Annotated in this window: 22 protein-coding genes and 2 pseudogenes; 9 read left to right on the top strand and 15 right to left on the bottom strand. The window is 61.2% G+C overall.

From position 1 onward, the window contains the following. Positions 1–288: IS5/IS1182 family transposase (locus EP26_RS24355; protein WP_043342470.1), on the top strand; the 288-nt coding region annotated here is incomplete at its 5' end. Positions 289–361: 73 nt separating this feature from the next. After that, entirely contained in the window at positions 362–1,471 is a 1,110-nt protein-coding gene (locus EP26_RS24350; RefSeq protein ID WP_043342465.1) for an IS110 family RNA-guided transposase, read from the top strand. Between the two features lie 355 nt (positions 1,472–1,826). On the opposite strand, the pseudogene EP26_RS24345 reads toward EP26_RS24350, so the two are convergent. The 4 genes and pseudogenes from EP26_RS24345 to EP26_RS24330 all read right to left on the bottom strand — a co-directional run. Next, a pseudogene (locus EP26_RS24345) lies at positions 1,827–2,066 on the bottom strand (transposase domain-containing protein); the annotation flags it as partial. Between the two features lie 31 nt (positions 2,067–2,097). Further along, the gene (locus EP26_RS24340; RefSeq protein WP_052389621.1) at positions 2,098–2,952 is read right to left on the bottom strand and encodes a segregation and condensation protein A; all 855 of its coding nucleotides are present in this window, start codon (positions 2,950–2,952) and stop codon (positions 2,098–2,100) included. Continuing rightward, the gene (locus tag EP26_RS24335; RefSeq protein ID WP_157033737.1) at positions 2,942–3,601 is read right to left on the bottom strand and encodes a hypothetical protein; all 660 of its coding nucleotides are present in this window, start codon (positions 3,599–3,601) and stop codon (positions 2,942–2,944) included. The genes EP26_RS24340 and EP26_RS24335 overlap by 11 nt, the downstream gene beginning before the upstream one ends. Further along, positions 3,598–4,611, bottom strand: coding sequence for a site-specific integrase (locus tag EP26_RS24330; RefSeq protein WP_245624502.1), 1,014 nt, complete (start codon positions 4,609–4,611; stop codon positions 3,598–3,600). Before EP26_RS24330 ends, EP26_RS24335 begins: the two co-directional genes overlap by 4 nt. A 161-nt stretch (positions 4,612–4,772) precedes the next feature. Here EP26_RS24330 and EP26_RS24325 point away from each other — a divergent pair, with 161 nt between their 5' ends. The 4 genes from EP26_RS24325 (at position 4,773) to EP26_RS33600 (ending at position 9,232) form a co-directional block, all read left to right on the top strand. Further along, positions 4,773–5,348 carry a hypothetical protein gene (locus EP26_RS24325; protein ID WP_043342463.1) on the top strand — a complete coding sequence of 192 codons (576 nt, stop codon included), beginning with the start codon at positions 4,773–4,775 and terminating at the stop codon, positions 5,346–5,348. Positions 5,349–5,794: 446 nt separating this feature from the next. Continuing rightward, entirely contained in the window at positions 5,795–6,517 is a 723-nt protein-coding gene (locus EP26_RS24320) for a transposase (RefSeq protein WP_211259539.1), read from the top strand. Positions 6,518–6,581: 64 nt separating this feature from the next. Then, positions 6,582–7,925 (top strand): IS1380 family transposase, encoded by a 1,344-nt coding sequence (locus tag EP26_RS24315; protein WP_043342462.1) that lies wholly within the window; start codon positions 6,582–6,584, stop codon positions 7,923–7,925. A gap of 260 nt (positions 7,926–8,185) precedes the next feature. After that, positions 8,186–9,232 carry a GTPase gene (locus EP26_RS33600; protein WP_084112914.1) on the top strand — a complete coding sequence of 349 codons (1,047 nt, stop codon included), beginning with the start codon at positions 8,186–8,188 and terminating at the stop codon, positions 9,230–9,232. Positions 9,233–9,718: 486 nt separating this feature from the next. Here EP26_RS33600 and EP26_RS33595 read toward each other — a convergent pair whose 3' ends face one another. The 4 genes from EP26_RS33595 to EP26_RS35260 form a co-directional block, all read right to left on the bottom strand. Then, positions 9,719–10,198: a HEAT repeat domain-containing protein gene (locus EP26_RS33595; RefSeq protein WP_084112912.1), complete on the bottom strand. Its 480-nt coding sequence runs from the start codon at positions 10,196–10,198 to the stop codon at positions 9,719–9,721. Positions 10,199–10,214: 16 nt separating this feature from the next. Then, the gene (locus EP26_RS35270; protein ID WP_157033736.1) at positions 10,215–10,751 is read right to left on the bottom strand and encodes a hypothetical protein; all 537 of its coding nucleotides are present in this window, start codon (positions 10,749–10,751) and stop codon (positions 10,215–10,217) included. A gap of 212 nt (positions 10,752–10,963) precedes the next feature. Then, positions 10,964–11,923, bottom strand: coding sequence for a hypothetical protein (locus tag EP26_RS35265; RefSeq protein WP_157033735.1), 960 nt, complete (start codon positions 11,921–11,923; stop codon positions 10,964–10,966). A gap of 345 nt (positions 11,924–12,268) precedes the next feature. Further along, positions 12,269–12,451: a hypothetical protein gene (locus EP26_RS35260; RefSeq protein ID WP_157033734.1), complete on the bottom strand. Its 183-nt coding sequence runs from the start codon at positions 12,449–12,451 to the stop codon at positions 12,269–12,271. Positions 12,452–12,670: 219 nt separating this feature from the next. Here EP26_RS35260 and rsfS point away from each other — a divergent pair, with 219 nt between their 5' ends. Continuing rightward, the gene (gene rsfS, locus EP26_RS24305; protein ID WP_043342460.1) at positions 12,671–13,507 is read left to right on the top strand and encodes a ribosome silencing factor; all 837 of its coding nucleotides are present in this window, start codon (positions 12,671–12,673) and stop codon (positions 13,505–13,507) included. A 258-nt stretch (positions 13,508–13,765) separates the two neighbouring features. Beyond that, positions 13,766–19,276 carry a DUF4011 domain-containing protein gene (locus EP26_RS33590; RefSeq protein ID WP_169747474.1) on the top strand — a complete coding sequence of 1,837 codons (5,511 nt, stop codon included), beginning with the start codon at positions 13,766–13,768 and terminating at the stop codon, positions 19,274–19,276. 230 nt (positions 19,277–19,506) lie between these two features. Here EP26_RS33590 and EP26_RS35255 read toward each other — a convergent pair whose 3' ends face one another. The 6 genes and pseudogenes from EP26_RS35255 to EP26_RS33585 all read right to left on the bottom strand — a co-directional run bounded on the left by EP26_RS35255 (position 19,507) and on the right by EP26_RS33585 (position 22,447). Further along, positions 19,507–20,067, bottom strand: a complete 561-nt coding sequence (locus EP26_RS35255; protein WP_157033733.1) for a hypothetical protein — start codon at positions 20,065–20,067, stop codon at positions 19,507–19,509. Positions 20,068–20,227: 160 nt separating this feature from the next. Then, positions 20,228–21,316: an endonuclease NucS domain-containing protein gene (locus EP26_RS24290; RefSeq protein ID WP_043342458.1), complete on the bottom strand. Its 1,089-nt coding sequence runs from the start codon at positions 21,314–21,316 to the stop codon at positions 20,228–20,230. Positions 21,317–21,324: 8 nt separating this feature from the next. Continuing rightward, complete coding sequence (locus EP26_RS35250) at positions 21,325–21,465, bottom strand: hypothetical protein (protein ID WP_157033732.1); 141 nt, start codon at positions 21,463–21,465, stop codon at positions 21,325–21,327. Then, positions 21,464–21,726, bottom strand: a pseudogene (locus EP26_RS24285) (type I restriction endonuclease subunit R); the annotation flags it as partial. The pseudogene EP26_RS24285 and the gene EP26_RS35250, both read right to left, overlap by 2 nt. 44 nt (positions 21,727–21,770) lie before the next feature. Further along, entirely contained in the window at positions 21,771–22,211 is a 441-nt protein-coding gene (locus tag EP26_RS24280; RefSeq protein WP_043342456.1) for a type II toxin-antitoxin system VapC family toxin, read from the bottom strand. After that, complete coding sequence (locus tag EP26_RS33585) at positions 22,208–22,447, bottom strand: FitA-like ribbon-helix-helix domain-containing protein (RefSeq protein WP_084112908.1); 240 nt, start codon at positions 22,445–22,447, stop codon at positions 22,208–22,210. The genes EP26_RS24280 and EP26_RS33585 overlap by 4 nt, the downstream gene beginning before the upstream one ends. Before the next feature lie 436 nt (positions 22,448–22,883). Between EP26_RS33585 and EP26_RS35245 the strand changes: the two genes are divergently transcribed. Next, a complete protein-coding gene (locus EP26_RS35245; RefSeq protein WP_157033731.1) occupies positions 22,884–23,789 on the top strand; it encodes a hypothetical protein in 906 nt (301 codons plus the stop codon). Between the two features lie 324 nt (positions 23,790–24,113). On the opposite strand, the gene EP26_RS24275 is transcribed toward EP26_RS35245, so the two are convergent. Continuing rightward, a partial coding sequence (locus EP26_RS24275) for a transposase (protein WP_043342455.1) occupies positions 24,114–24,393 on the bottom strand: 280 nt, incomplete at its 5' end.

Here is a 24,393-nt window from a genome sequence, read left to right as displayed (position 1 = left end):
CCGGACGTGCCGGGTTGGATCGTTGGCGACCGCGGCTTTGCCTCTGACGCCTTCCGCGAGCGCATCTGGGACATGGGCGCGCGACCTGCGATCCCGCCCCGGCGCACCGATGCCGAGGTCGCCTGTCCGGACTGGATCTACGCCAACCGCCACCTGGTCGAGAACCTTTGGGCACGTCTGAAAGAGTGGCGAGCGGTCGCTACTCGCTACGAGAAGACCGCACGCTCCTTCCTCGGCGTGCTCTGCCTCGCCGCCACCGCAAACTGGATCAAAGTCATCAAGCTCTAACAGGCCTTAGGCCTGGTGAATCCAAGGGTGGGCTGCGTGAATGGGCTCACCCGGCACGCAGGGAGGACGGACCGTGACGGAAAATGGCACCGTTTTGGTGGGGATTGACGCGGCCAAGGCCAAACACGCGGTGGCAGTGGCCGAACCTGGCCGGGGCGGCGAGGTTCGGTATATCGGTGAGATCGACGCTGCCGCTGACGCTGTGCGCAAGCTGCTGACGCGCTTGGCGGCGAGGCACGGTAAGCTGCACGTGTGCTACGAAGCCGGCCCGACGGGCTACGGGCTGTATCGGCAGGTGATCGGCCTTGGCCATGAGTGCACCGTCGTCGCGCCGTCGCTGATCCCGCGTAAGGCCGGCGACCGCGTGAAGACCAATCGGCGCGACGCGGTCCAGCTGGCACGCTTGCTACGCGCCGGTGAGCTGACGGCAGTTTGGGTACCGGACGAGGGTCATGAAGCAATGCGCGACCTGGTTCGCGCGCGGGAGGCGGCCGTCGACGACCTGCGGCGCAAGCGCCAGGTCATATCGTCGCTGCTGCTGAAGCACGGTCGGGCATACTCCGGCAAGACGACATGGGGCACGATGCACGTACGCTGGCTGCAGGAGCAGACCTTCACTCATCCAGCCCAGCAGGTGGTGCTGCAGGAGATGGTTCTCGCTGAGCGACATGCGCGCGAGCGTCTGGGCCGGATCGAGGCATCGATCGCCCAACTGCTGCCCGGCTGGTCCCTGGCGCCGGTGGTTGAGGCGCTGCAGGCGTTGCGTGGCATTCGCCTTGTGACGGCCGCAACCATCATGGTCGAGGCCGGCGATCTGGGACGCTTCGAGACCGCGCGGCAGTTCATGGGATACCTCGGGCTCGTGCCGGGCGAGCGCTCGACCGGCAACACCGTCCGCCGTCTCGGGATCACCAAAGCCGGCAATGCCCGACTGCGGCGTGCCCTGGTCGAGAGTGCGTGGACCTATCGACATCCGCCCCGCACCGGCAAGCTGAAGCACACTGTGCTCGAGAAGCTGCCCGCGTCCGTGAAGGACATTGCCTGGAAGGCACAAACCAGACTCTGTGGGCGGTACCGGGCTCTGGCGTCACGCGGCAAACAGCTCACCGTCGCGGTCACGGCCGTGGCACGCGAACTCGCAGGCTTCGTCTGGGCGGTCGGACGGGAGGTGAAGCCGGCCTAGCAATCCGTCGCCCCAATCGCTGCCGTTATAGGGCTGCGCAGGGGTGGGGGCGGGGCAACGGTAGGGGAACTCCCGTCGGACGCTTTGTGGCCGGCCATGCCGACGCCCGTAGTAAGATCGGGAAGCCCCGGGACGCATAAGCGGAGATGCGGTAACCAACCCGCGGATCAGAGCATGATCACCGACGTCCATGGCCCCGCCTCCTCCCCTACGCGGCCATCTTGGCCCCGCCATCGAAAGCGGGCGATGTCACGCGCCAAAATGCGTTGACTGCGGACATCAGAGCGGGCGATGTCACGCGCCAAAATGCGTTGACTGCGGACATCAGAGCGTCCGGTGACGCGGTGCTCGACCGTCAGGTTGCCGCGGCTTCTGCGTCGCTTGGCAGGTTCCAGAGCAGTAGCTCGGCGACATGGCTGATGAGATGGTCTGCGATGCGCTCCAGCACGCGGCGGAGATAGGCTTCCGGGTCGAGACGGTTGAGCTTGGCGGTGGTGATCAGTGAGCCGATTGCCGCGGCACGGTGCGCGCCGGTGTCGGAGCCTCCGAACACCCAGGTCGTCCTGCCGAGAGCCAGCGGCCGGATCGCACGTTCGACCCGGACAGCTATGCGCCCTTCCGAGGCGTTACAATCCGGAAGTGTACTCCGGCGCATTCGCCGGGCCAGGGTGGCTCTTTGGAAGGATTCGAACCATGCCGAATGCCTCGGCTTGGTCGAGGGTCACGACACCTTCGCGGCCCAGCTCCAACCCCGCCATCAGGGTTGTTGCCAGCGCCGCCCGCCGCTGCAGCCGTGATCTCGCCCTCGCCTCGGAGGGCGGCGGCAGGAAGCTCGTGAGGTCAGCCCCCGCCCCAATCTTCGGCAGCAGCCCGCGCATCCACTCCAACGCATCCGGCACCCGCCAGAGTTGGGGGGGGCGCGGCCGGTAGACCCGATCCCGGTGCGGCAGCACCAGCAGTCGCAGGCACGCCCGCAACAGCTCCGCCGTGTCCGCCAGCGGTGGCATGCCGGCGACCGCAGCGGTATCTGGCTCCGCCTGCCCGCGGGCAAACACCTGCCGCCCGAGCTGCGGCCGCCGCTCCAGCCAGTCCGCGAGGCGGCTGGCCCACTCCCGATCGGCCAGCCGCCGGCGCAGTCCCTGCGCCTCGTTCTCGGCCTCGGCGCTCTCCGCCACTGTGGCCGGCAGCAGCAGGCGCGAGCGCAGCAACGTCAGCCACGCCGCCATGATCAGCCAGTCCGCCAGCCGGGGCAGTGGGATTGTCCGCCGCTCGATCGCTTCTGCGGCCACGACCTCGAACTGCTTGGCCAGGGCGATGATTGAGATCTGCGCCAGGTCGACCCGCTGCGCCCGCGCCAACTCCAGCAGCAGATCGAGCGGGCCTTCGTAGGCTCCCAGTCGAAATGCCGGCGCGCCGCTGTTGCCGACCATGGCTGGTGCTGCGTCGAGGAAGGCCTCGGCGCTGTCCGCCTCAGGGATCATGGTAGTGCGGCTGCACCGCGATCCGCAGCCCTGGCCAGCGCTCGCGCAGCTGCCGGAGCGCTGGCCAGGGTGTCCAATCGGCCGACCAGAAGCCAAGCCAGAGCAGGCCGGGGTCGCGCTTGGGTGGCTGCCCACGCTTCGGCACCGGCAGCTCGACCACATGCCGCAATGCCTCGGTGGTGCCCCAGTGGGACCGCAGCCAGGCCCGCGCCTCCGGATGCTCCGGACCGAGCTGGAGCATCACCTCCGGCACCGGCAGCAGCCGGTGCAGGTCGAGTGGGCAGGCCCGGCTCTCGCCTGAGCGCTCGGCCACCAGCCGCAGCCGCTCCTCAGCGGCCGTCCGCAACTGACCGGCTAGGATGCGGGCGCCCTCGAGGCTCAGGCTGCGGGTGAGCGGCGGTGGGGGCGCGACCAGCAGGTGGAACCAGTCCTCCTCGGCTCGGCCCAGGCTGTGCTGCCAAGGAATAACCCCGGCGCCGGCGGCGGCCTGGCGAAAGGCCGCGACCTCGGCCGCATTGCCGGTGACGCGCAGGTGCTGGTAGAGCCAGTCGGTATGCGCCGGCGTCAGCACCTCGGCCGGCGCCGTAGTCCTTTGCTTAGCCCCGCCACGCGACTCCGGCAGCCTCTTCGTGTCTTGGACCCTGGTCACAGGTCGAGCAGCTTGCTGGCGCTCTCGGTGACCAGTTTGGCCCGGCGGACATAGCCGCGCATGGTCTTGAGGTCGCGGTGGCGGGTATGGTCCATCACCTGCTCATCGCGGGCGCCGGCCATGTAGGCCTCGGTCACGAAGCCCGCCCGCAGCCCGTGCGGCGACAGCCGCTCGGTGCTGTGCACCGTGATCCCCGCCGCCTTGGCGCGGCTCTTGAGGATGGTGCGGACGGCTTCGCCGCTGAGTCGGGCGTGCTCGATGTTGCCCCAGCGGTCGACCTTGCGGAACACCGGGCCATAGTCGCAGGTCGAGGCGGCGAGCCAGCCCTCGAGCGTCCGCACCGGGCAGGTCTCGGCCCGCTTGCCGCGGGTGATACCGAGCTCGGTGCCCTTGCCCTCCTGGTCGGTCTTGGAGCTGGGCAGGGTCAGGCGCAGCCCCTCGCTGGTGAAGCGCAGGTGCTCGCGGTCAATGCCGATCAGCTCCGACCGCCGCAGCGCCCCGGCAAAGCCCAGTAGCAGCAGCGCGCGGTCGCGCAGACCAGTGAGATCACCACCACAAGCGGCCACCAGCTTCCGCAGCTCGGTCGAGGTGAGCGCCGCAGCCTGGCGGCGGCGGCTGCCGTGTCGGCGGTAGATGCCGCGCAGCGTGGTACGGATGGCGGGGTGGCCGGCCGACCAGTCGAGGCCGCGCAGGCGGTGCTGCTGGCCGATGGCGGCGAGGCGGCGCTCGAGCAGGGAGCGGGAGTACAGGCCGGCGAGCGAGGCGAGGTAGGCGGCGACGGCGGCCGGCTCGGCCGGCAGCGGGGCGCAGCCCGCCTCGCTGCACCAGCCGCAGAAATGCACCCAGTCGGCGGCATAGGCGCGCAGCGTCTCGGGCGCCAGCGCCTCGCGGGCATAGGCCTGGGCGGCGACGAGCGCCGCGGCGCCGGCCGGAGCGAGGCCTTTGCCCTGCTCAACCGGCACCACCACCGGCGGCCCGGCCTCGCCCGCCGCCATCGTCCCCTCGTCCATGCTCCCCCGCCCGCGCTCCGGTCAGGCCTGGAGTCTGGCGGTTTGCCACGATTGCGGCAAGCCCTGCATTACTTGCGGTAAGGGAGACTTATCGCAACTGAGGCGGGCGCGGGCGCGGGCGACTGGGCCTGAGCGCCAAGCCGGATCATGCAGGAGACCCGATGGATACGCCGCTCAAGCCCGCGAAGGGCCGCCGGGCCGCCGATCCCGTCCCGCCCTTTGGCTATTATTCAATGGCCCGCAGGCAGCTGGAGGGTGCCCGGCGCATCGACCTCACCTATGGCGGCGACGCCCGGCGCAAGACGGACACCTGCATGCAATTCCTGTTCGGGTGGAGCCTTGAGGGCTATCTCAAGGCGTACCTGGCCGGTCAGGGCGTGGAGCAGCCGGCACTGATCCGCATCGGCCACAACCTTGAGGAAGCCCTGCGTGAGGCGGTGGCCCGCGGCCTCGCCTTCCCCTGGATCGGGCGCGTCCGGTTGGCCGTGCACCACCTCCACCCCGGCCACCGTGGACTCTACTACCGCTACCTGCCGCAGAACCCCGACGGCACCGACAAGACCTTTTCCCTGATCCTGCCGGACCTGGCCTTCGATGCTCTGGATGCACTGGACGAGGCGGTGTTCCTCAGCATCCAGGAGGAGATCAACGTAGACGAGCGCCGGCTGGGCCAGGCGCCGACGCTCGCCTGGCGCGGGGTGGCCCGGCCATCAGAGTGGCGGCCGCGCGGACCGTGAGGTGCCCTCCCGCCTCAGGGCGCGGCTGGCGGAGGGGGTAGCCGCCGCACCGCCGAGGCGAGCCAGCCGAGCAGCGACGCCGCGCCGAGACGTGCACGTGTTGAGCTGTCATATGACAGGATGAACCACTTACGCGGGGACAGGCGGACACATAGGCGCTGAGCCTGCGGGGCAGGGAAGGGGGCGAGGCCGGCCCGGCCAGCATGACGGACGCGACGTCCGATGATGCGACGACCCGCCTGTCATATCACGCCCGTACGGGCAGACGCGCGCAGGCGGCCAGACCCGCCGTACGGTTAGGCATGGCAACAACTGCAGGTATAACAGCCCGTTTACGAAGTCGCCCTGACTTGATTCCATTCGCTCCAGGCGCGAATGGCAGGTGTGGCATGGCGCTGGGACGACAGAAGGGCCGGCAACCGGAACTGCTGGTGGCCTGAGCGGAGATGCCACGCTCGCCCGGACACGTGTTCTACGATCGCCTCCAGGCCGAACTGCTCAGCGCCCGGTTTGACGGCTTCGTCGAGGGCCAGTGCGCGCCCTTCTACGCGGCGCAGCAGGGCCGGCCCTCGCTGCCGCCGGGGCGATACTTCCGCATGCTGTTGGTCGGCTACTTCGAAGGCATCGATAGCGAGCGTGGTCTGGAGTGGCGGTGCGCGGACAGCCTGTCGCTGCGCGAGTTCCTGCGCCTCCGCGAGCGCGAGCCGGTGCCGGACCATTCTTGGCTGAGCCGTACCCGCGCCCGGCTGCCGGTCGAGGTGTACGACGCGGTGTTCACCTGGGTGCTGCAGCGCCTGGCCGAGCGCGGCCTGGTCCAGCGTGAGCGGATCGGGGTTGATGCCTCGCCTGTGGAGGCTAACGCCGCCCTGCGGGCGATCGTCCGGCGAGACGGTGGCGAGGGCTACCGCGAGATGCTGGTGAGCATGGCCAAGGAGAGCGGCATCGAGACGCCGACGGCTGCGGACCTGATCCGGCTGGATCGCAAGCGCAAAGGTAGGAGGCTGTCCCAACGCCGAGTGGGAGAGCCCGCCCGATCTGGACGCTCGCATCGCCAAGCTCAAGGACGTCCGCACACGCTTAACCTACAAGCCCGAGCATGCGATGGATCTAGCCGTTCTTATTCACCACGGGCCTGCGGAGTGGCTGGCGGGCGTAGCGTAAGCTGCTGATTGCGTTTACGGACTTGGGTGTCGAGACCAACCCGCAGCATCTTCAGGCCCTGCCACACCCGCCATGGATGACAATACGACCGAGCCCTTCGGCTTTCCAGCGATCGGCCGTAAGAAAGTGGCTGCCGCTTTCGATGGCGGACGGCTGATCTCTGACGGCGGGGTGCTGCTCCTCGCCGCGGCTGAGCGCGAGCTCGGCGTCTGTGACCGGCTGGCGGCACTGATCTCCGACCCCCGCGACCCGTCGCGGGTGATCCACCCGCTGGCCGACATCCTTCGGGCCCGGATCCTCGCGATCGCCTGCGGCTACGAGGATGCCGACGACCTCGATCACCTGCGCGGGGATCCCGGCTTCAAGCTGGCCTGCGGCCGCCTGCCCGATAGCGGGCGAGACCTGTGCTCACAGCCGACCATGTCGCGCTGGGAGAACGCCCCGTCCCTGCGCGAGGTGATCCGGCTGACGCGGGCCATGGTTGACCTCTACTGCGCCAGCTACCGCAAACCGCCTGCCGCCGTGACGTTGGACATCGACGACACGGTCGACGTGGTGCACGGGCGCCAGCAGCTGTCGCTGTTCAACGCCCATTACCACGAGCGCTGCTTCTTGCCGATCCATGTCTACGACACCGCGACCTCCCGTCCGGTGATGGTGCTGCTGCGGCCAGGCAAGACGCCTTCGGGTGCAGAGATCCAGGGCCATCTGCGCCGCCTGGTCCGGCAGATGCGGCGGCACTGGCCGAGCACCCACATCACCCTGCGCGGCGATGGTCACTACGGCCGCCCGGAGGTGATGGCCTTCTGTGAGGCCGAGGGTATCGACTACGTCTTCGGCTTGCCGACCAATGCCGTGCTGCGGGCCGCCATGGAGGACGCCGCCGACGACGTGCGGGTCCGCCGTGCCGAGGGGAATGCCCCGGTGCTGCGCCGCTATGCCGAAACCCGCTACCGCGCCAGATCCTGGTCCTGCGAGCGCCGGGTGGTCGCCCGCATCGAGGCCAGCACCCAGGGCCTGGATATTCGCTTCGTGGTGACCAGCTTCGCCCAAGGTCGCGCCGAGTGGATCTACGACAGCCTGTATTGCGCGAGAGGACAGGCGGAAAACCTGGTGAAGCTGCACAAGGCCCAGCTTGCCTCCGACCGTACCTCATGCCGCTCTCCGCTGGCCAACCAGGTCCGCCTTGTCCTGCACACCGCCGCCTACTGGCTGCTGCTGACCCTGCGCGACCGCATCCCCAAGACGCACGAGTTCGCCACCGCCGAGTTCACCACCCTCAGGCTGCACCTGCTCAAGGTCGCGGGCCGGGTCATCGAAACTGCCAACCAGGTCCGCATCGCCTTCGCCGCCGCCTGCCCGCATGCGGTGTTGTTCCGCGGCCTCGCCCGCAGCTTCCACCCGGCCGGGCCATAACCAGGCGGGGCCAGTGCCCCACCGAGCCCATTGTCTCGCAACACCTAACGCAGCATCCCCCGAGCCCAACGCCACCGCCGAAGGCGGATGCGGCCGCGTGCCCGCCGCTCAGATCAGCACGCCGAAGCCACCGCCATTGCCGGCCGGCGAATAAAATCGGCTAGATAGGCAGCGGCGTTGATTGCAGTGGTGGCACTAAAGACTAGACCGAGTTCGCAATGAAGCTCTATTATTCCGCTGGGGCCAAATAGGGGTTCGGTATGCAGGATAACATCAAACAAGAGCTGCGGCGGATCTTCACGTCTTGGGAGCATGAGAAGGCCGATCCCGTTCGGATCGGTTTGCTTGGGCAGCCCGGGGCAGGAAAAAGTTCTCTCATCAATTCGCTTATCGGGTCTGAGCAAGCGACAGTAGGCGTCCAGACGGACCGAACCCGCGATGTTGAAGAGTTTCACTGGCAGGGCATGGCGCTAGTAGACTTGCCTGGGTACGGAACCCAACGCTTCCCCGATGCGACTTTCTTCGATCGGTTTGGCATACTTAATTTCGATGCACTGCTCTGCGTGGCAAACGGCAAATTTCGAGACGAGGATAGTCGATTTTTCAAAGCCGTAGTGGACGCCGGGAAGTCAGCTCTGTTCGTGCGAACCAATCTGGACAGCCTCAAACAACGAGGCAAATCCGAGCAGCAACTGCGTGAGGATGTCCACCACGATCTTGCTGGCAAGCTCCACTCGGATGCCTTCCGCCTTTTCTTCGTGGACAACATCAGCGGCCGAGGTATCAATGATTTGGCATCTGCTATCGCGGAGGTGGTGCCGCCCGCGCGGCGTGCACAATTTCTGAGATGGGCGGCAGGGCGAAGCGACGAGTTCCTTCAGGGGAAACGGGACAGCGTAGACCCTATGATCCGCTGGTTCGCAGCGGGGTCAGCAGCGAACGCGCTGAATCCAATTCCAGGGGCTGGCGTGGCGGTGGACTTAGGTATTGTAGTAAAGATGCAGGACGCTATCCTGACCTCCTTTGGGTTCACCAAGGAGATCTTGCAAGATTATATGTCGAAATACCAGTTCCTAACTTCGTTCATCGGACCTTTGCTCAATTCTCTTGGGCGGGAGGCAGTGGCGCTCTTCGTCGGTCGGTTTGTTGGCAAAGAGATAGCGAGGTATATACCTATCCTCGGTCCTTTGCTTTCGTCAGCTGCTGGAGCGACGCTAGTGTATCTGGCAGGACAGGAGATCGCGGACCGTTGCCTTGACGTCGCCAGGAGGGTGCGCGACGCGGAAATGGCCGCAGCGGCTGCATAGAGGTTCGATCTGGGCATTTGATGGTGCGGGTCTACGGTGACTGTGTGGCTCGGTTGCTAATGATCCACAGATATGGCAATCTATTGGAATGATGTCCTTGGTAACGCTGTGGGCGAAGGTGTCCGGCGGCTAACCTTCCATAATGAATTGCCAGACTGATTGTGGATAACCACCCTCATATTTTTTGCCGCCCTTTTCGGTAGCATTGCTTATGAACGTTTAACGGCACGGCGTAAAGTGCCTCAGAAAAGCAAAGAACCAACCTTCTCAGAATAGGTCATTTATATATACAACCCTGAAGTATGATAGTGAGAAGCGCATCTGGCCAAGAACGTGAAAAGCCCCATGGCCTCGGTCTGAGGCCATGGGGCTTTTGCAATTTTGCCGCTCTGGTAGAGAAAATCGACCAAGTAGTGGCATTCTCGCATGAGCTGTCTCATGCTCTCGCGCATCGATTGAAGCCCCTTCCACTCAAAGCGGCGATTCTCAGCGTGGATTTGAGCCCGCGCCGGCAAGTGCCTTACTCGCCAATTTTCTGATCAGCGCATTAGAGTCTGTGCGCTCTGTTTCTCTTAGGCGTTCTTTAGCTTCACCACTATCGAATCGGCCAAGAACATGGACGGCAATCTTGCGAATCTGTGGGGAAGGATGGCGAGAGTTTTCTATTACTGCTGCCACGGCTTCCTGGGTGCCAAACCTGCCGAGAGCGTCAATGGCCGCAATCCGTCCCCGGTCATCCAGCTGAGGCAGGATGTTCAGTATCGTCGGAACAGCAGCAGGATCGCCCCACCTCCCTAACAAATAGATGGCTCGTGCCCGGTGCTCAAATCCAGCTTTCCGTTCCGACGCTATGAATCCCTGAACAAGAACAAAGTCATCTGCTCTCCTTTCATACAAAATCTCCTCAAGGTCTGCTGCGCAATCGGAATTCAGAGCCTTTGTAACCCTGGCTGGCAGGTCAGACATGAGTGCAACTCCTTCGCTAGGCGATACCTCGCTCGCAACGCTCGATATCTTCGTCGGCCGAGATGCTGTTGCACTGCCCTCTGCTGAGATTTGGAGGAGGATTCTGGATGTCGGCGGTGGGGGTAAACATCAGGTTTTCGTCATCGTCCACATGAGAGTTTCCGCCAATAACGTGAGTCAGCTCATGGGCAAAGGTAAACGGGCTTGCCAATGAGCCCACCCAAAAACCTCGTCGCCCTGCAGGATGCGCCGCGCAGCCGGCAAAGCCAGCGGTATCCCCAGTTATAAAATATCCAACAACGTCCGCATTCATGTTCCTGCCCAGGTCGAATAGATCGTCTTCCTCATCACTAGTGGTATGCGGAAATCCACAGTCATTTTGTCGGATAGTTAGGAGTTCTGGCCTATCAACTGTGACGCTGGCAACGCAGTAAATCCAAGCATCGCATTCCCGCTGGTAGATTTCATTCGCAACATCGAGATGGCTTTGGAGATTCGGGTTATGCCCTTGCACTACAGTGCCTAGCGTTCCCGACTCATCAGTGATAGTCACCAGAGCCACTCGGACGAACGGTCTGGTTTGTATCAACTCAATTTGCCGCAGCAAAGACCGATCTAGCGGATTGTCTGAACCATAAACGCCGAAGACATCTCTCCTAAGAGATAGAGACGCTGTTTTCCCAAGACATTCGGCAACTATCCTACGTATGCTTCTCCAAGCCATGGTGCCTTACTCCATTTAACTGGAGGCGCAAAAGATAACATTTATTGGAGGCCGATAAGGACATTTACATCCCCTGTCCCTTCGGACAGCGAAGTAAGCGCCTTTCCAATGATCGAGCCGCAAGCTCTGTGGTGATTACGCACCAACATCGCATGTCCAGGGTTTGAGGAAGTTGTAAGGAGGTCGCCCATCCCAATCCGGCCAAACGAAGCATCAGCCTTGCAGCTCACTTTTCCGACTACAGAAATCGGGACCCTTTGAGAGTTGTCGCCTTTATTTCCCAAAATAATTCCCGGCCGGAACTCGCCTGCACCTGCGACCACGCCAACCACCTTTCGATCGTATGGAGTAGATGCAGGAATTAGTTTTCCCTGTGCATCCAAAGCCATAAGCGTTCCAGGAACAGGCACGAGCGGATGAGCCAGATCAAATAACTCAGCAGCATCGGCGTTGTTTAAAACGATGTCGCCCGCTCCGCCATTTAAGCGTATAACCTCGTCGCCATTTTGATTTCGCACCCTAAGATCGCCCTCGTTCCCCTCCGCGCCTAAATGCAACATCGCATTGAGAGCGTTAAAGCGCAGCACGTCTCGCCCATTGCTGTCCTTTATTCTTAGGTCTCCTTCGTTTCCACTAGCGCCAAGCGTTAACATCGAATCACTGCCGTTAAACCGGAAGACCACTCGACCGTTAGCGTCCCTAATTCTCAAGTCACCTTCGTTCCCATTGGCCCCAACAGTCAGAATGGCATCTTCGCCGTTCAACCTGAAAACGTCTCGTCCGTTGGCGTCCTTAACTCGGATATCACCAGCATTGCCCTCCGAGCCAAGCGTAAGAACCGCACCAGCCGCCAAAAAACGAAGTACCTGGTCTCCGCTGACACTCCTAACGATAAGTTGGCCAGCATGACCATTTGCGCCGACAGTCAGGGAAGCATTCTCGCCCTGCAATCTAATGACAACGCGATTTGCGTCATCGTGGATGAGTGTCTCGTCTGCCATGATGAACAGGCTCCAAAGCGGTTGATGCTTCTTCGCGTATGCAGCAGGCCTTTGCGAAAGGGACACATACCAGAAAGCGCTTTTTAGGATTCGCCCTTCGGATGCCCGATCCCAGCGACCCGTTTGCCGCTGCATTAAGCTCTTTCGAGGAGCGACCATCAATCCAAATCGTACCCAATCTCATACGCATTTCGAAATAGTCATGCGGCTTCGACCGTCAGCGCGGCGGTCCTGTGAGGGCACGCTCAGCTTGGGCGGGGCTTGGCGGCAAATCGCAAACCTTTTCCATGTCTGTCAGAAAGTTTCGCGCCGCAAGGGTGCGGGCGTTCGAGATGTGGACGGAGATCAGCAGGGTTGCTGCGGCAACCTGAAATCCCTGCCTGCATTGTTCTCAGCTTGCCAGCGCGCTCGGCCTGAAGGCGATAAGTTGACGGTGCCGCCACGGCTGCCCCGGCGGTTCATCGGTGTGACGCCGTCCCGGTACTCGTAGCCGAAGAAACGCCCGTCGCCGTTGACGTGAGCGATCATCACCTCGTCTCTGGCCAGGTCGCACCGAAGCACTGCTCACTTACCGAGAGCGGCGCGGCTCCCAAACTCAAGCAGGCTGGGCACGACACTGGCAATGGGTGTGTCGCCGAAGCGGTTAGCCTCCGCAGACGCTGACGCCACCTAGTGCAGCGGAGCAGTAAACGGTATGAATTTCATTCCGTATGTGGTTATATATGCTTTGCTTTAATTGGATGCCGCATGTTTGGCTGGACCAGAAAAACCTTCCATCCGCCACGGCTCGACGACCTCGGCCAGGTGTTCCAGGCGCTGGCCGCGCGCGGGACTGCGGCCGAAGCGAGTGTCGCTCGCCACGTTCTCGAGCTGGTGGCAGCGTTCGCGCTTGCGACCAAGCACGCATCTCCGACTGAAGTTTTGCAGATGCATCGCTTGGGGGCGGAGCGCGCCGAGAAGTGGCGGCAGGATGCCATTCCGTCTGTTATGACGGATGGCGGAGACCCGGCGGGTCATTCAGAGTGGGCATCGGCGTGGCTGATCGAAACTTGGCATTTCTGCCACATCGCCGGGGAGGCAGCTATATCGACGGCAAGCAGGATTGCTGACTGGCTGACGCAGGTGCTGGGCGAAGCTCGGACAAATTTAATTGCCACGGAGACTTGGACCGAAAGGTCTGCTCTGAGCCAGGCGCAGCGAGCGGCGGAACAAGACGCCAGCCCCACCGAAGGTTTCTCGCTCGGTGTAATGTCCCCAGAAGCCAGCGAAGACAGTCCGATTTTGGCAGCGAGCATGCGTCGTGCGTTGGAAAGAGGCGGCGCCCGCGCGGTTGTCGCCATTGATGTTTCTGAAACGGCATCTTTCACTGACGTTATGGTTTTCGCTACAGGCCAAGACGAAGCGCATCTGCGCATTTTGACCGAGATAGCAGTAGAGGTACTCGGTGCTGTAGGTACCCCAAACGAAAAAGAAATGGTCATCCAAGACGGCGATTGGATCCTTGTGGACGGAGGCGACACCGTGATCCACATCTTAACCCATAAAGAGCGGGAAAGATTGGGACTTGAGCGGATGTGGGGTTGATTGCACTACGTCGCCTGCGAACACGCGTTAATTGCTAGTGATGGCACCCCGATGTGGCCCTACACCGTGTCCTGCTAAGGGATAAAATCACGCCTACGCGACACCGGGCTAGTGTGCTTGGGAGGCGCCGTGCGCTCAGTTCCCACGTCGCCACCAACGACGGAGGCATGCATTGAATGATGTTCCAATCTAAGGTTATATTTGGGTGTGACTCCTCATAGCCTCGAAAATTTGGTGTACCAGGAACTAAGGGAGCGTTTGGTCGATCAGACCCGGCGCAACCGCCTGCTTCACTTCAAGCACACTGCCAAAGGGACGATGCTCCGCTTCGTGGACGAGGAGCCTGACCTCGTCCTAGGGCATCTGCAGAACGAAGGCAAATTCCGCCTCAAGGCTTTACCCGATCCAGAGGACGAGCCGGCTGATGAGCGGACGGCGCAGTTTCGGGCAGAGCTGTCCAAGGCTCGTATAACGGACGAGGTCTATCGCGTCGCCATTGCTGCGCTCGACCCGGAAGATCCGTCATCGATAGCCAAGGAAGAAAAAATCGAGCGGGACTTACGTGACCGTCTGCGAAGCAAGCTTGGGCTACCGCCCCGTCCCACCCGGCGTAGTCTCGACCTGAATGCACATGCAGCACAGCATGGCGTGGTTCCAGCCTATGATCTTGCCATTCCGAAGACCGAACCGAAGCATAAAGACGAATGGCTACAAACACTGCTCTTCCAAGACCAACTTAAGACCAGGGTAGCCGGGCTTGCTCGCAAAGCGAGGGAGGTCGAACAGGAAACGGGCGTTACAACCTTGCACCTGGCCTTCGGCTTCCTGGAGTGGTTCGAGAGCGATGCGTCTGACAGCGCTTTCTCATCGCCACTTCTCCTCCTTCCTGTTGGGCTGGAGAAGGTGAAAGCTAAACGCGGCGAGGAGGAGTACCAACTTACAGCGCTTGACGACGCCCCGACTACCAATCTCAGCCTGGAATTGCGGCTTAAAAGGGACTTCGGCATTACCCTCCCCGAGTTCAAGGAGAACCGGCAGCCCATTGAGACATACTTACGAGACGTCGCAGACACCACCAAGACCCTAAAGCGCTGCAAGATCCGCCGTTATCTCACCTTGGCGCCGTTCAGCTTCGCCCGGATCGCGATGTACCGCGACCTCGATCCATCTAACTGGCGTGATCTACCTGGCGGTGGAGCACCGGCCCATCCTTTGGTGATGCCATTGCTTCGCGGCGGCGCTGAGCAGCCAGCTGGAGACGGTTTCGCAGTCGAATATCAAATCGACGAGCCTGCGATTGAGAAGATCGCCCCGATCCTGGTTTCGGACGCGGACTCCTCGCAGCACAGCGCGATTGTCGATGCAATGAAGGGCCAAAACCTGGTCGTTGAGGGGCCGCCTGGCACCGGTAAGTCTCAGACCATCGCAAATCTCATCGCCAACGCTCTCTACAAGGGCCAGCGCGTGCTGTTCGTCTCCGAGAAGATGGCGGCACTGGACGTCGTGAAATCCCGGCTCAACAAAGCGGGCCTCGGACACTTCTGTCTGCCACTTCACGCCGCCGGCGCGAAACCAGCGGCCGTCATCGAGGCTCTTAAGGAACGGGCTGATCTGTGGGCTCCACGTCTCCCGGCGAGCGTCGTAGCTGCTCGCTCAGAAATTGCTCGCGCCCGAGACGCTCTTAGAGCCCATCTAGAGGCATTGCATGCAGAAGCAGGTCCGCTAGGCGAAACTGTCCACGCTTACATCGGGCGTTTGACCGACCTGACGCGCCTGCTTCCCAGCCTGCCAGCACTCCTGCGCAGCCGCGCCAGTGGCCTCCCAAGCTCCATCGAGCATAACGACAGTAGCGAGGCTCGAGACCACCTCGAAACTCTCGAAACGGCAGCACGCGCCGCCTCAAGCCTTGGCATCAACGTCGCCGCAAGCCCATTCCGAGTTCTTGGCCGAGCGGACCTTTTCCCGGATGAATGCGCTGCCTTGTTGTCTGGGCTTGAAGAGTTGCTGGAGGCCTGTCAACACCAGGAAGTAGTTGCCACAGAGCTCGGGCAGTGGCTCGGAAAAACGGAGGCGGCAACATCTCTGGAAGCAATCCTCCAACTGACCATCGAGGCGGACGGCCTTGCGGACCCGCCGCCGGATGCCGACCGGACATATATTGGCACGCTCACGTCTTCAGAGAATATTGAAGATGCCTTTTGGATGGCGGCCCAGGTTGAAGCTCTCGACCGCACTGCCGCCACTCTGCGTCGCGCCGGCGTCGAGGATCCAGCAAGCCTTCGGATCAACGCAGTCAGAGCTGCTGTTGATTTCGCCGCACCACTCGGAGTAGCTGGACTCACCATCAACCAGATACTTCGCTACTCAGAGGAACTCACCGGGTTAGAGGCGTCGTGGATTAAACCGTCGGAAACCCTAGCAGGGCTCTCCGCCTTGCTTCGTCTGCCAAGTGACCCTGAAGTAAGCCAGATCCGGCTTGCCTGCAAAGCAGCTGAACTTGCTACGCGAGTTGATACAAGCTGGCATGCTTACTGCTCCCTCGGTCTCGAGCGGCACACGTTCACCCTTGTAGCAGGCGCCGACAGGCAGGAGGCGCTGCATGCCAAGTTGGGTGAGGTGGGCACGCGTATTGATATGGAGGGCGTCTCGCACACTGCCCTACGTACGGCTGCGAGAACGCTCCGTGAAGCTGGCTTGTTCTCTTTCCTACGCTCCGATGTCCGTCAAGCGAAGACGATCTTCCTTCAACGCTGGAAAGGAGGCTCTCGCCCTAAGAAATCAGACTGGCCAAGCGAACTCGCTGCAGCCGCAGACATCTTGTCCGAGCTGGAGGCATTGGAGAACGACAGCGTCTTGCGTAGCGCGGTCGGAACTCACAGCACCATTCGGGATGCACCTCTTCGGAATTTGGCCAAGGCAGCCGAATGGCTTCGTGCCGTTGCTACAGCCTTGCCCGATGAGACGGCCATATCTGAACAGATCCGGGTTGCGTTGACTTCACTGAATACCAGCACGCTGAGCCGTCTGGCTGCACTTGCAGCGCCAGCACGTCACCTAATTAGTTTCCTGGATCAGCACGCCTTTGACGCCAGTGCGCGTTGGTCGACACTACGCAATAGTGCCGCAAGCCGGGCCTCTGCATTGGCGGCGCTCGCAGATGGCCTTCGTGCGACCGGTCTCAGCAAGGACCTGTTGCTATCCTCGTTCGAAGATCTCATCATTGTACATAAGGAGTGGCATTCGGCGCGAGAAGCTCTTGCCTCTGAACGTGCCCATGCAGCTCGCGCGGCAGCCCCCGATGACCTTCAGGTTCTTCGGTCGAGTGTGGGCTTTGCGAAGAACATCATCGACCGATATGGGCACCTTGGCTCATTCTATCTCGAAGACGGATGGGGCGGCCGGATTGCGACTCTTCGGGACCACGCAGCAAGTGCCCGGTCCGCAGCCGAACGAACCTACGTCGCGCTGAATCCTTTGGCAGAACTGGGGTTGCGGCGCTTCGTCGCGGAGGCCACCGGTCGGAGCGCACAAACGCTGCAGGCTGATGCTGCTTCGATGGTTGCGGCTGGCTCCGAACTGCCACCTTTCCTTGCCTACGCACTAGCTCGGGAAGCTTGCCTCTCTAATCCTCTCGCGGCAGCGGTACTGGCGGCCTTCGAAGAAGGACGGGAGCAGCTGCACCAGCTTCCGGAGGCGCTTGAGTGGCTCATTGCCTGGACGCTCGTTAAGAGACACGCAGACGCGAAACGGGCAATTTTCACGCGGACGGGAGAGCAACTCTCTTCGTTCCGCCAATCCTTCGCTGAAAATGACCGCACCCGAATCGCTTCCGATGCAAAGCTTGTGCAAAGTGCGGTGCTCGGGCGACAGGTTCCTCACGGACTAGCGTCAGGAAGCAAATCCACTTGGACGGATAACTGCTTGTTGCAAAACGAATACAGTAAGCAGAAGCGTCACATCGCGGTACGCGATCTGTTGAACCGAGCGGGCGGTGCCGTGACGACGCTGACGCCTTGCCTAATGATGTCGCCGCTCACGGTTGCGCAATACTTGAAGCCAGGAGGGCTCACCTTCGACCTAATTGTCATGGACGAGGCTTCACAGATCAAACCTGAAGACGCCATCGGCGCAATGTTGCGTGGCAAGCAGGTAGTCGTTGTAGGCGACCCGAAGCAGCTTCCGCCGACAAACTTCTTCGATCGCGCCGTCGGCGAAGGAGATGAAGAGGAGGAAGGTGCTGCCAGGGAAGACGGTCCCCGCCTGTCACAGGAAGACCGCATCGTTGCAGAATCCGTCCTCGACCTCGCGTTACGCGCTTTCCGCCCGGCTCGGCGCTTGCGCTGGCACTATCGATCACAGCACGAGAGCTTAATCGCGTTCTCAAACCGAGCATTCTACGACAACAACCTCGTCGTCTTCCCCTCCGCCCAAGCTCCTTCGGAGACGCTGGGCATCGAGATGGTACGCGTCAATGGCTCCTGGCAGGAGAGAATCAACGAAGCCGAGGCCAAGGCAGTGGCGGCATCTGCGGCCGACTTCATGCGACGTCATCCTGATTTGAGCCTTGGCATCGTGGCGATGAACCAGCCGCAGCGCGACCTCATCAGGGCAGAGATCGATGCCGCCGTCGGCAGTGATTCCAAGCTAGCTGAGTATATGGGGAAGTGGGAGGAGGCGCTCGAGGAGCCGTTTGTCAAAAACCTTGAGAACGTGCAGGGCGACGAACGAGACGTCATCTTCATCTCCCTCGGCTGGGGACGAACGCCACAAGGAGCGCTACACCAGCGCTTCTATCCCGTGAATCGCCGAGACGACGGCCATCGCCGCCTGAATGTCCTGTTCACTCGAGCCAAACGCAAAATCGTATTGTTCGCCTCGCTTCAGGCTGAAGATATCCTTCTCTCCGAGACGAGCGCGCCGGGGGTGCGCGTGCTCCGCGACTATCTTGCTTATGCGCGGGATGGGCGGCTCGAGCGCGGGAATGTCGGAGAAGAGGAGGCAGACAGCCCATTCGAAACGTCGGTGGCCGGCGCACTGCGGGCGCTCGGGAACGACGTGGCACTCCAAGTCGGCGTGGCCGGATACCGCATCGACATGGCGGTGCGACACCCCGAGGAGCCCGACCGATTTGTTCTCGGCATCGAGTGCGATGGAGCTACCTATCACCGAGCCAAAAGCGCCCGGGACCGCGATCGCCTTCGGCAAGAAGCGCTTGAGCGGCTTGGCTGGAAGCTGGCACGGGTGTGGTCAACGGACTGGTTCCGTGACCCAGTGAGCCAGACAGAGCGGTTGTCGCAAGAGATCAGCGCAGCACTGGCTCAGCAACCTAGTGGAACGCAAACCCGGCGGCGCCTTGTAGAAGAAGCCTTTGCGCCTGCGTCGTCTGAGGCCCTGTCTCAGACGACGCAGCGTGAGGCTGCCTCGCAGGCCGCTCAAGCTACGGGGCCGGTTTCGCAGCGTGCCTCCGAAACCGCGCCGCTGGCTGATGGTGCCGGAGCGTTAGATGGAACCATCAGGCCCACCACGCTGACTGAAGCCCTGGTTACCCTGCGCGAGGAGGTCATTATGCGAGATTTTCCGGGAAGCGAGCCTGGCCGGTGCATCCTCCGGGATCCGATGATCGAATTGATCATAAAGATGGGCCTCGACGATCCGGAGGACTTTCACTCAAAGATCCCAGAGTTCCAACGTACGCGTACTGACGGACGCCAAGTGGCCTACCTGACCCGGATCTGCGACCTTGTGGCGGAGTTCGGCGTCAAGGCCTGAGAAGGGCGCCTCTGCGCATCAGCGTCTCTGTGTCAAAGCGGCCTTCGAGGCTATGGGCGATGAAGCAGGTAGGATTGGCATCGCCTATGCTGGCTTCGGCATGGCTGCCCTACCACACAGGAGGACCTCAGAGACAATCTGCCAATGGGAAGGAGGCTCGGCCAAGCTGGTGATATCGTGAGCGGCCTCGACGTGAACCGACGCCAATCGGTATTTTCTCAGAGGAAATTTTACCTCGGAACCAGATAGTTCGCCGCGTCAATTCCACGTGCGCACGCGACATTGAACGCGGTTTTTTGAGCAAGGCTCAGCTGGAACATGTTCGCTTCAAATCTGTTTCTCTGGGCTTGTAACGGAAATCCCAAACGCTGATTGATTTCTCCCGCGCCAATATGAGCGCAAACCTCTTCAAGAAAATACTCGTCGCTATCTTGTTTTTCGGGTAGCTCCTCATGTCTTCCAAGAGCTACAGCGGTGGCATGTACTGCTTCATGAGCGACCGTATCAAAAAGGGTTGCGGCATCAAGCTCGTTGCATGAACTATTATTGTGCTTGAGTAAATTTATGTAAGCTAACGGCGGTCTGCCTGAGCAGAGTACTGTCAAGCCAAACCGTGGTTGCGAATACGAATCTTCCTGGCTCAGCACGTTGTCAGCTACAACGTTAATCCCGCGAATCTCGAGTTGCTGTAGAAGGTGCTCTAAAGGCCGTTCCGGCTGCCACTTGAACTCCGCCATTCTTTTACGAAGCGGTATGCTAAATCGAACAAGGTGTTCATAGCGCTCCGCCAATGGACTAACGTGAGTCGTCACTCGGCTGTTCTTCGATCTCACAAGCTGTCGAAGGAGACGCGACCACTTCTCAAGCATAGAGACTCCTCACCAAAACCAGCACACATCTAGACGTATATATGTTGAAGGATTAATGCTTGAACAAAAATGACACCGAAGGTTATTTATCAAATGTTGGAAAATGCACTTTTAGTCTCTCAACAGTAGTTCGCCATTTCGGCGTTGTCGGCCGGCAGACGGTATTCTGGTTACCGAAAAGGCCGATTTCTTTGACCGCCCTGTTCAGTGGAACCGTATCCATCCACTTCACAGGCACAAACCACTCACACTTGTCAGAGTCGTCAGCGTCGTGCTGATAATGTGCGCCCTTCATCTCCTCCAGGGCCGGCACCTCCTCTCCTGCCTCGTTCTTGACCCTGAAGGTCTTCGCCGGTTCGGCCGGACCGGTCACGCGGCCGACGCCGACAAATCCATGGTTGGGCGCGTTCACCCAGACACGATCGTTCGGTTTCAAAAGACCAAGGGTCTTGCTGTACCAGCTTGCGCCGCCGGCGCTGATGAAGCCGTAGCGGACTGCGTCATCCCATGAGCGGGTCGGCTCAATGCCGAAAGAGGCATAGAACTCCCCATTCCAGGGCTCCTTCGCCCCACCACCTACAGCAGCGGGCTCTGGCGGGGCCTCAATGACGCGATCTTTGAGCCAGGCACGACTCAGGAGCTGCTGACTTCCTTGCGTGAAGACTTGGAAACAAAGGATGTTGATGGCGATGCCGCGGTCAGCGAGGTAGCCGACGATCCGCTCAGAGTCATCGTCCAACTCACCGGCGACGATGACCACTTCATGAGTTTGGTTCAGTGTTTCCTCGTCGAGGTCGGCACCAAAGCGTGCCCGGAAGTCATCTGCGAGGTTCCGCCCTGGCGCGAAGCGATCGTAGATTCCAACGACGTCCTCTGGCTCTAGCTTTTCCACCCAGCTTGCATAGTCCAGGGCCTGAGCAACGACGTCGCGCGGTGTCCGATCGCGCTTGAGCTCAATGAGGACGAGCGCGCCGTCGGGAGCGATAGCAAGCAGGTCGATGATGCCGCCATGCGCCGTCTTCTCTTGTCGGCCGATTAGCATCCAAGAATCCGACAGGATCTGCGGCGCGGCGACAATCATATCTTCCAGCACCTTCTCGCTGGGCAGAATGGCGCGGGCGAGGGGCTCGGGTTTTTGGCCGACGGCCCAGATGGCGTGGTGGATTGTCATGCTGGCGGCTACTCGGCAGCCTGAAGAACCAGCATCTCCGTGGGCTGGAGGGTCTCGTGGAGAGTGGCTTCCAGTAGGCGGCTGCGCGCCGTAGTCGCTGCCGCCAAGCTACCCTCCAACGCGTCGCAGAGCGCCATCAGATCATTCACCTTGCTGTATCCCATCGCCGACATAGTGATTGTTGTCCTGCGCCTCAATGAGGGCGATCGGCAGATTAGGCTTGTAGTAGAGGACGTAGTCAGCGCGCTTGGCCTTGCCGCGCGTGACAAGCTTACCTCGGACGATAATGCCTCCCTTGGTGAAGCTGACCTCCTCGCGGATCTGCTGCATCTCGTTCCAGCCTGCCCCCGTGAAGGCCGGCGTGATGAACTTCGAGCAGATGTCCGCTCGGTAAGGCTCTTCTTATCCATTGAGATGCTTCTTCTCCGGCCTTGACCCGCTCGCCTGAGCTTTACTAACCCTCACCCGCGCTGAGTTGCTCAAGCGCGTTAGATAGGCCCAGAACCTGGGCGGGGAGGCCCTGACTACGCACCTTCGCGCGGAGGCGCTCGTCGGCTGTGACGAAGCTGCGTCCTGTCGACTGCGCAAGCGATAGGTACATGCAATCATATGCGGGGTGGTCCAGCGCGGTGGCGAGTTCTGCTGCTGACTCGAGCATCCGTCGCATCGGCACCAGGTCCACGTCGGCACGCTCCAGCAGGCGAGCTGCGAGGAGGGCTTCAGCCCTACCCAACTCTCCCCGCCGGACCTTCTTCCAAAGAATGTTCGCGCACTCTGCCACTAGGAGATCGGGGGCCGAGAGACGGAAACGCCGCAGGGCGAGCGCCTCAGCCGTGCCTGGCTCCTCGACTACCCACTTAATCGCCACGCTCGCGTCGATAACGACCGTTTTCACCGCTCGTCGCGTCCTTCCCGCTGCAGGACCTCGGCTGGGGTGTGCTGGCGGTCGACCGTCAGGTGACGCAACTCCGCCGCGAGGCGCTCAAAGTCGGTTTCTGCCTCACTTTCCAGGGCCTGGCGCAGGATGTCGCGGATCTCGGCTTCGGCGGACTGCCCGTGGCGGGCTGCTCGGCGCTTTAGTCGGGCAATTAACTCATTGTCGACGTTGCGTACGCTTAGATTGCCAGGCATGACAGGTGCCCCCATATGCTAGCAATGCTAGCATTTCCTTCTGAGTGGGCAAGTAGCTCGTCGCCTCTGAAACATGCAGTCCTCAGCGACCTTCCTGCCGAGCGAACAAAGCCATAGCTCGCTTGAGGATGTCCCCCAACCTTAGCCCGCTGAAGCAGAACAAACCTGACCTGGACACCGCGCAACCTTAACAGAGCTCAGCTCTGAGTCCGTAGAACTCGACCTTGCCCTCACCCAGTCCATCCCTGGCTCCAATCAAGAAGCAGTTCGGTAAGAGCTACAAGGAGTTATGCTTCTTTCGCCGAGACGTGCTGCCCTCGCTTGATCTGGCGATAGCAGGTTATCCGGAGACGAAGGTTCTCCTCGATGAGAGGCTGGACCTCACTCTCTACCTAGGTATCCTGCGTTTAGTTTCTGCGCTGATGACGGGACTTTGATGCAAAAGCCGCAGCTCCGCTGGGTTCCTTTCGGATCGGAGAACCTCTCACAGCCGGAGGTCCGAGCCAATGTGGCGCTCGGCCATGCCTTCAGCTCCCCTATACTCGGCCAGTGGCTGCGTAGCAGGCTTCGACTGCCTGAGTGTTCACTGGTCCTATCGGCGAGGTTCCTTGGCGTTCGTGAACGGCCTGACCTCTCCGTGTTCAACGAGGACAGCCTTCTCTCCGTCATCGAGTGCGAACTGGGAGCACGGAACCCAGCCCAGGGGGAAAAATTCAAGCGGCGATTCGGCGTTGATGTTCTTTGGGTTGTGGGCGCCAATCCTAATGAGGGGGATCTCACTTGGCAGGAGATTCGACACCAAGCGCTAGAAGCGATGGTGAGGACTGGCCCCGAGTCCCGTGGTAGTCTGCTAATGCTAGCAGCGACCATCGAGGCGGCACTGAGTGAAACAAAAGGGAGGCGTCAGGAAGCACCTGTCCCTCTTGAAGCCCGCTCTCCCGCTTGGTTCGGCGGAGCATTCGCTCTCCTGATTGATCTTGTTGACACAAAAAGGCTTGTCAACATTCCTTTTGACCCTGGAAGTATCTCTCTCCGTATTTTAGCGTCACCACCTCTCAAACCGGGTCTTAGCGATGGATTATCGCTACTGCATTCACAGGGTATGACAGGCTTTGTGAAAATCATCGGCCCCAAGAGGGTGAGAGACTACTTCCGAGGCGGGACGAACTGGGTCACTCTCTATGAACAAGCCCTCACTTCCATTGTTATAGACCCTATAAAGGTTGCGACGAGTGAGTTCTTGAAACTTTCCTCCTTACAAGTGATTCCATACGCAATCGAACTTCGGCAGGCTTACGAGCTTTTGGCTAAGGAAATCTGGCCAGACGATCTCGGCTCTTAGCTGACGCGCCCTGGTTCGCCGAGCACAGGATTTAACCCATACTGTAAGAGCCCTGCACGGCCGCAACCCGGTAGACAGATCAGTGTTTAGCTCGGTGGTATGAGCCCACTGGGCTCCGATAAGCAGAAAATCGACACTGCCTTCGCTAGTCTGTCCGTACCTCAAGATGCAGATGTCCGACATTCGCCGCGTTGCTGGGAGATTGAGCGCAACTGAAGCGGCGGTTTCCTCGGCAATGCGGGCTTCTGGTGTCGCTCACCCCAACTCCAGACCTGCTGAACCAGGACAAGCTCAGGTTCAGCGCCACTCAGAGTCCATCCGGGATCATTCTGTTCTCTGACATAGCCTTCGAAGCATACGTCGGACGGAGGCCCATTGCAGGAAGGCAAGCGCGCGACGGTTCAGGCACTCCCAATCCTTGGCCAATCGTCGGCAGCGGTTGAGCCAGGCGATGGTGCGCTCGACGATCCAGCGCTTCGGCAGCACGACGAACTTGCGTAACTCGGATCGCTTGACGATCTCCAGGTTGATGTGGCGGCAGGTCGCGCGCAGCCCGGCCTGGAAGTTGGCGCCCTGGTACCCGCCATCGGCGTAGAGCTTCAGC

Origin of the sequence: Belnapia moabensis DSM 16746 (assembly GCF_000745835.1) — a bacterium.
Classification (GTDB): domain Bacteria; phylum Pseudomonadota; class Alphaproteobacteria; order Acetobacterales; family Acetobacteraceae; genus Belnapia; species Belnapia moabensis.
Note: the sequence above shows the minus strand (reverse complement) of the source record. Positions and strands in the feature narration are given on the sequence as shown.

What these genes read in the sequence shown, in the direction of transcription:
- EP26_RS33585 (WP_084112908.1), bottom strand. Translation starts at nt 22,447, where the DNA reads ATGCCTGGCAATCTAAGCGTACGCAACGTCGACAATGAGTTAATTGCC.
- EP26_RS24325 (WP_043342463.1), top strand. Translation starts at nt 4,773, where the DNA reads ATGGATACGCCGCTCAAGCCCGCGAAGGGCCGCCGGGCCGCCGATCCC.
- rsfS (WP_043342460.1), top strand. Translation starts at nt 12,671, where the DNA reads ATGTTTGGCTGGACCAGAAAAACCTTCCATCCGCCACGGCTCGACGAC.
- EP26_RS35260 (WP_157033734.1), bottom strand. Translation starts at nt 12,451, where the DNA reads ATGATCGCTCACGTCAACGGCGACGGGCGTTTCTTCGGCTACGAGTAC.
- EP26_RS33595 (WP_084112912.1), bottom strand. Translation starts at nt 10,198, where the DNA reads ATGTCTGACCTGCCAGCCAGGGTTACAAAGGCTCTGAATTCCGATTGC.
- EP26_RS24320 (WP_211259539.1), top strand. Translation starts at nt 5,795, where the DNA reads ATGCCACGCTCGCCCGGACACGTGTTCTACGATCGCCTCCAGGCCGAA.
- EP26_RS24315 (WP_043342462.1), top strand. Translation starts at nt 6,582, where the DNA reads ATGGATGACAATACGACCGAGCCCTTCGGCTTTCCAGCGATCGGCCGT.
- EP26_RS33600 (WP_084112914.1), top strand. Translation starts at nt 8,186, where the DNA reads ATGCAGGATAACATCAAACAAGAGCTGCGGCGGATCTTCACGTCTTGG.
- EP26_RS35245 (WP_157033731.1), top strand. Translation starts at nt 22,884, where the DNA reads ATGCAAAAGCCGCAGCTCCGCTGGGTTCCTTTCGGATCGGAGAACCTC.
- EP26_RS35265 (WP_157033735.1), bottom strand. Translation starts at nt 11,923, where the DNA reads ATGGCAGACGAGACACTCATCCACGATGACGCAAATCGCGTTGTCATT.
- EP26_RS24340 (WP_052389621.1), bottom strand. Translation starts at nt 2,952, where the DNA reads ATGATCCCTGAGGCGGACAGCGCCGAGGCCTTCCTCGACGCAGCACCA.
- EP26_RS24330 (WP_245624502.1), bottom strand. Translation starts at nt 4,611, where the DNA reads ATGGACGAGGGGACGATGGCGGCGGGCGAGGCCGGGCCGCCGGTGGTG.
- EP26_RS24290 (WP_043342458.1), bottom strand. Translation starts at nt 21,316, where the DNA reads ATGACAATCCACCACGCCATCTGGGCCGTCGGCCAAAAACCCGAGCCC.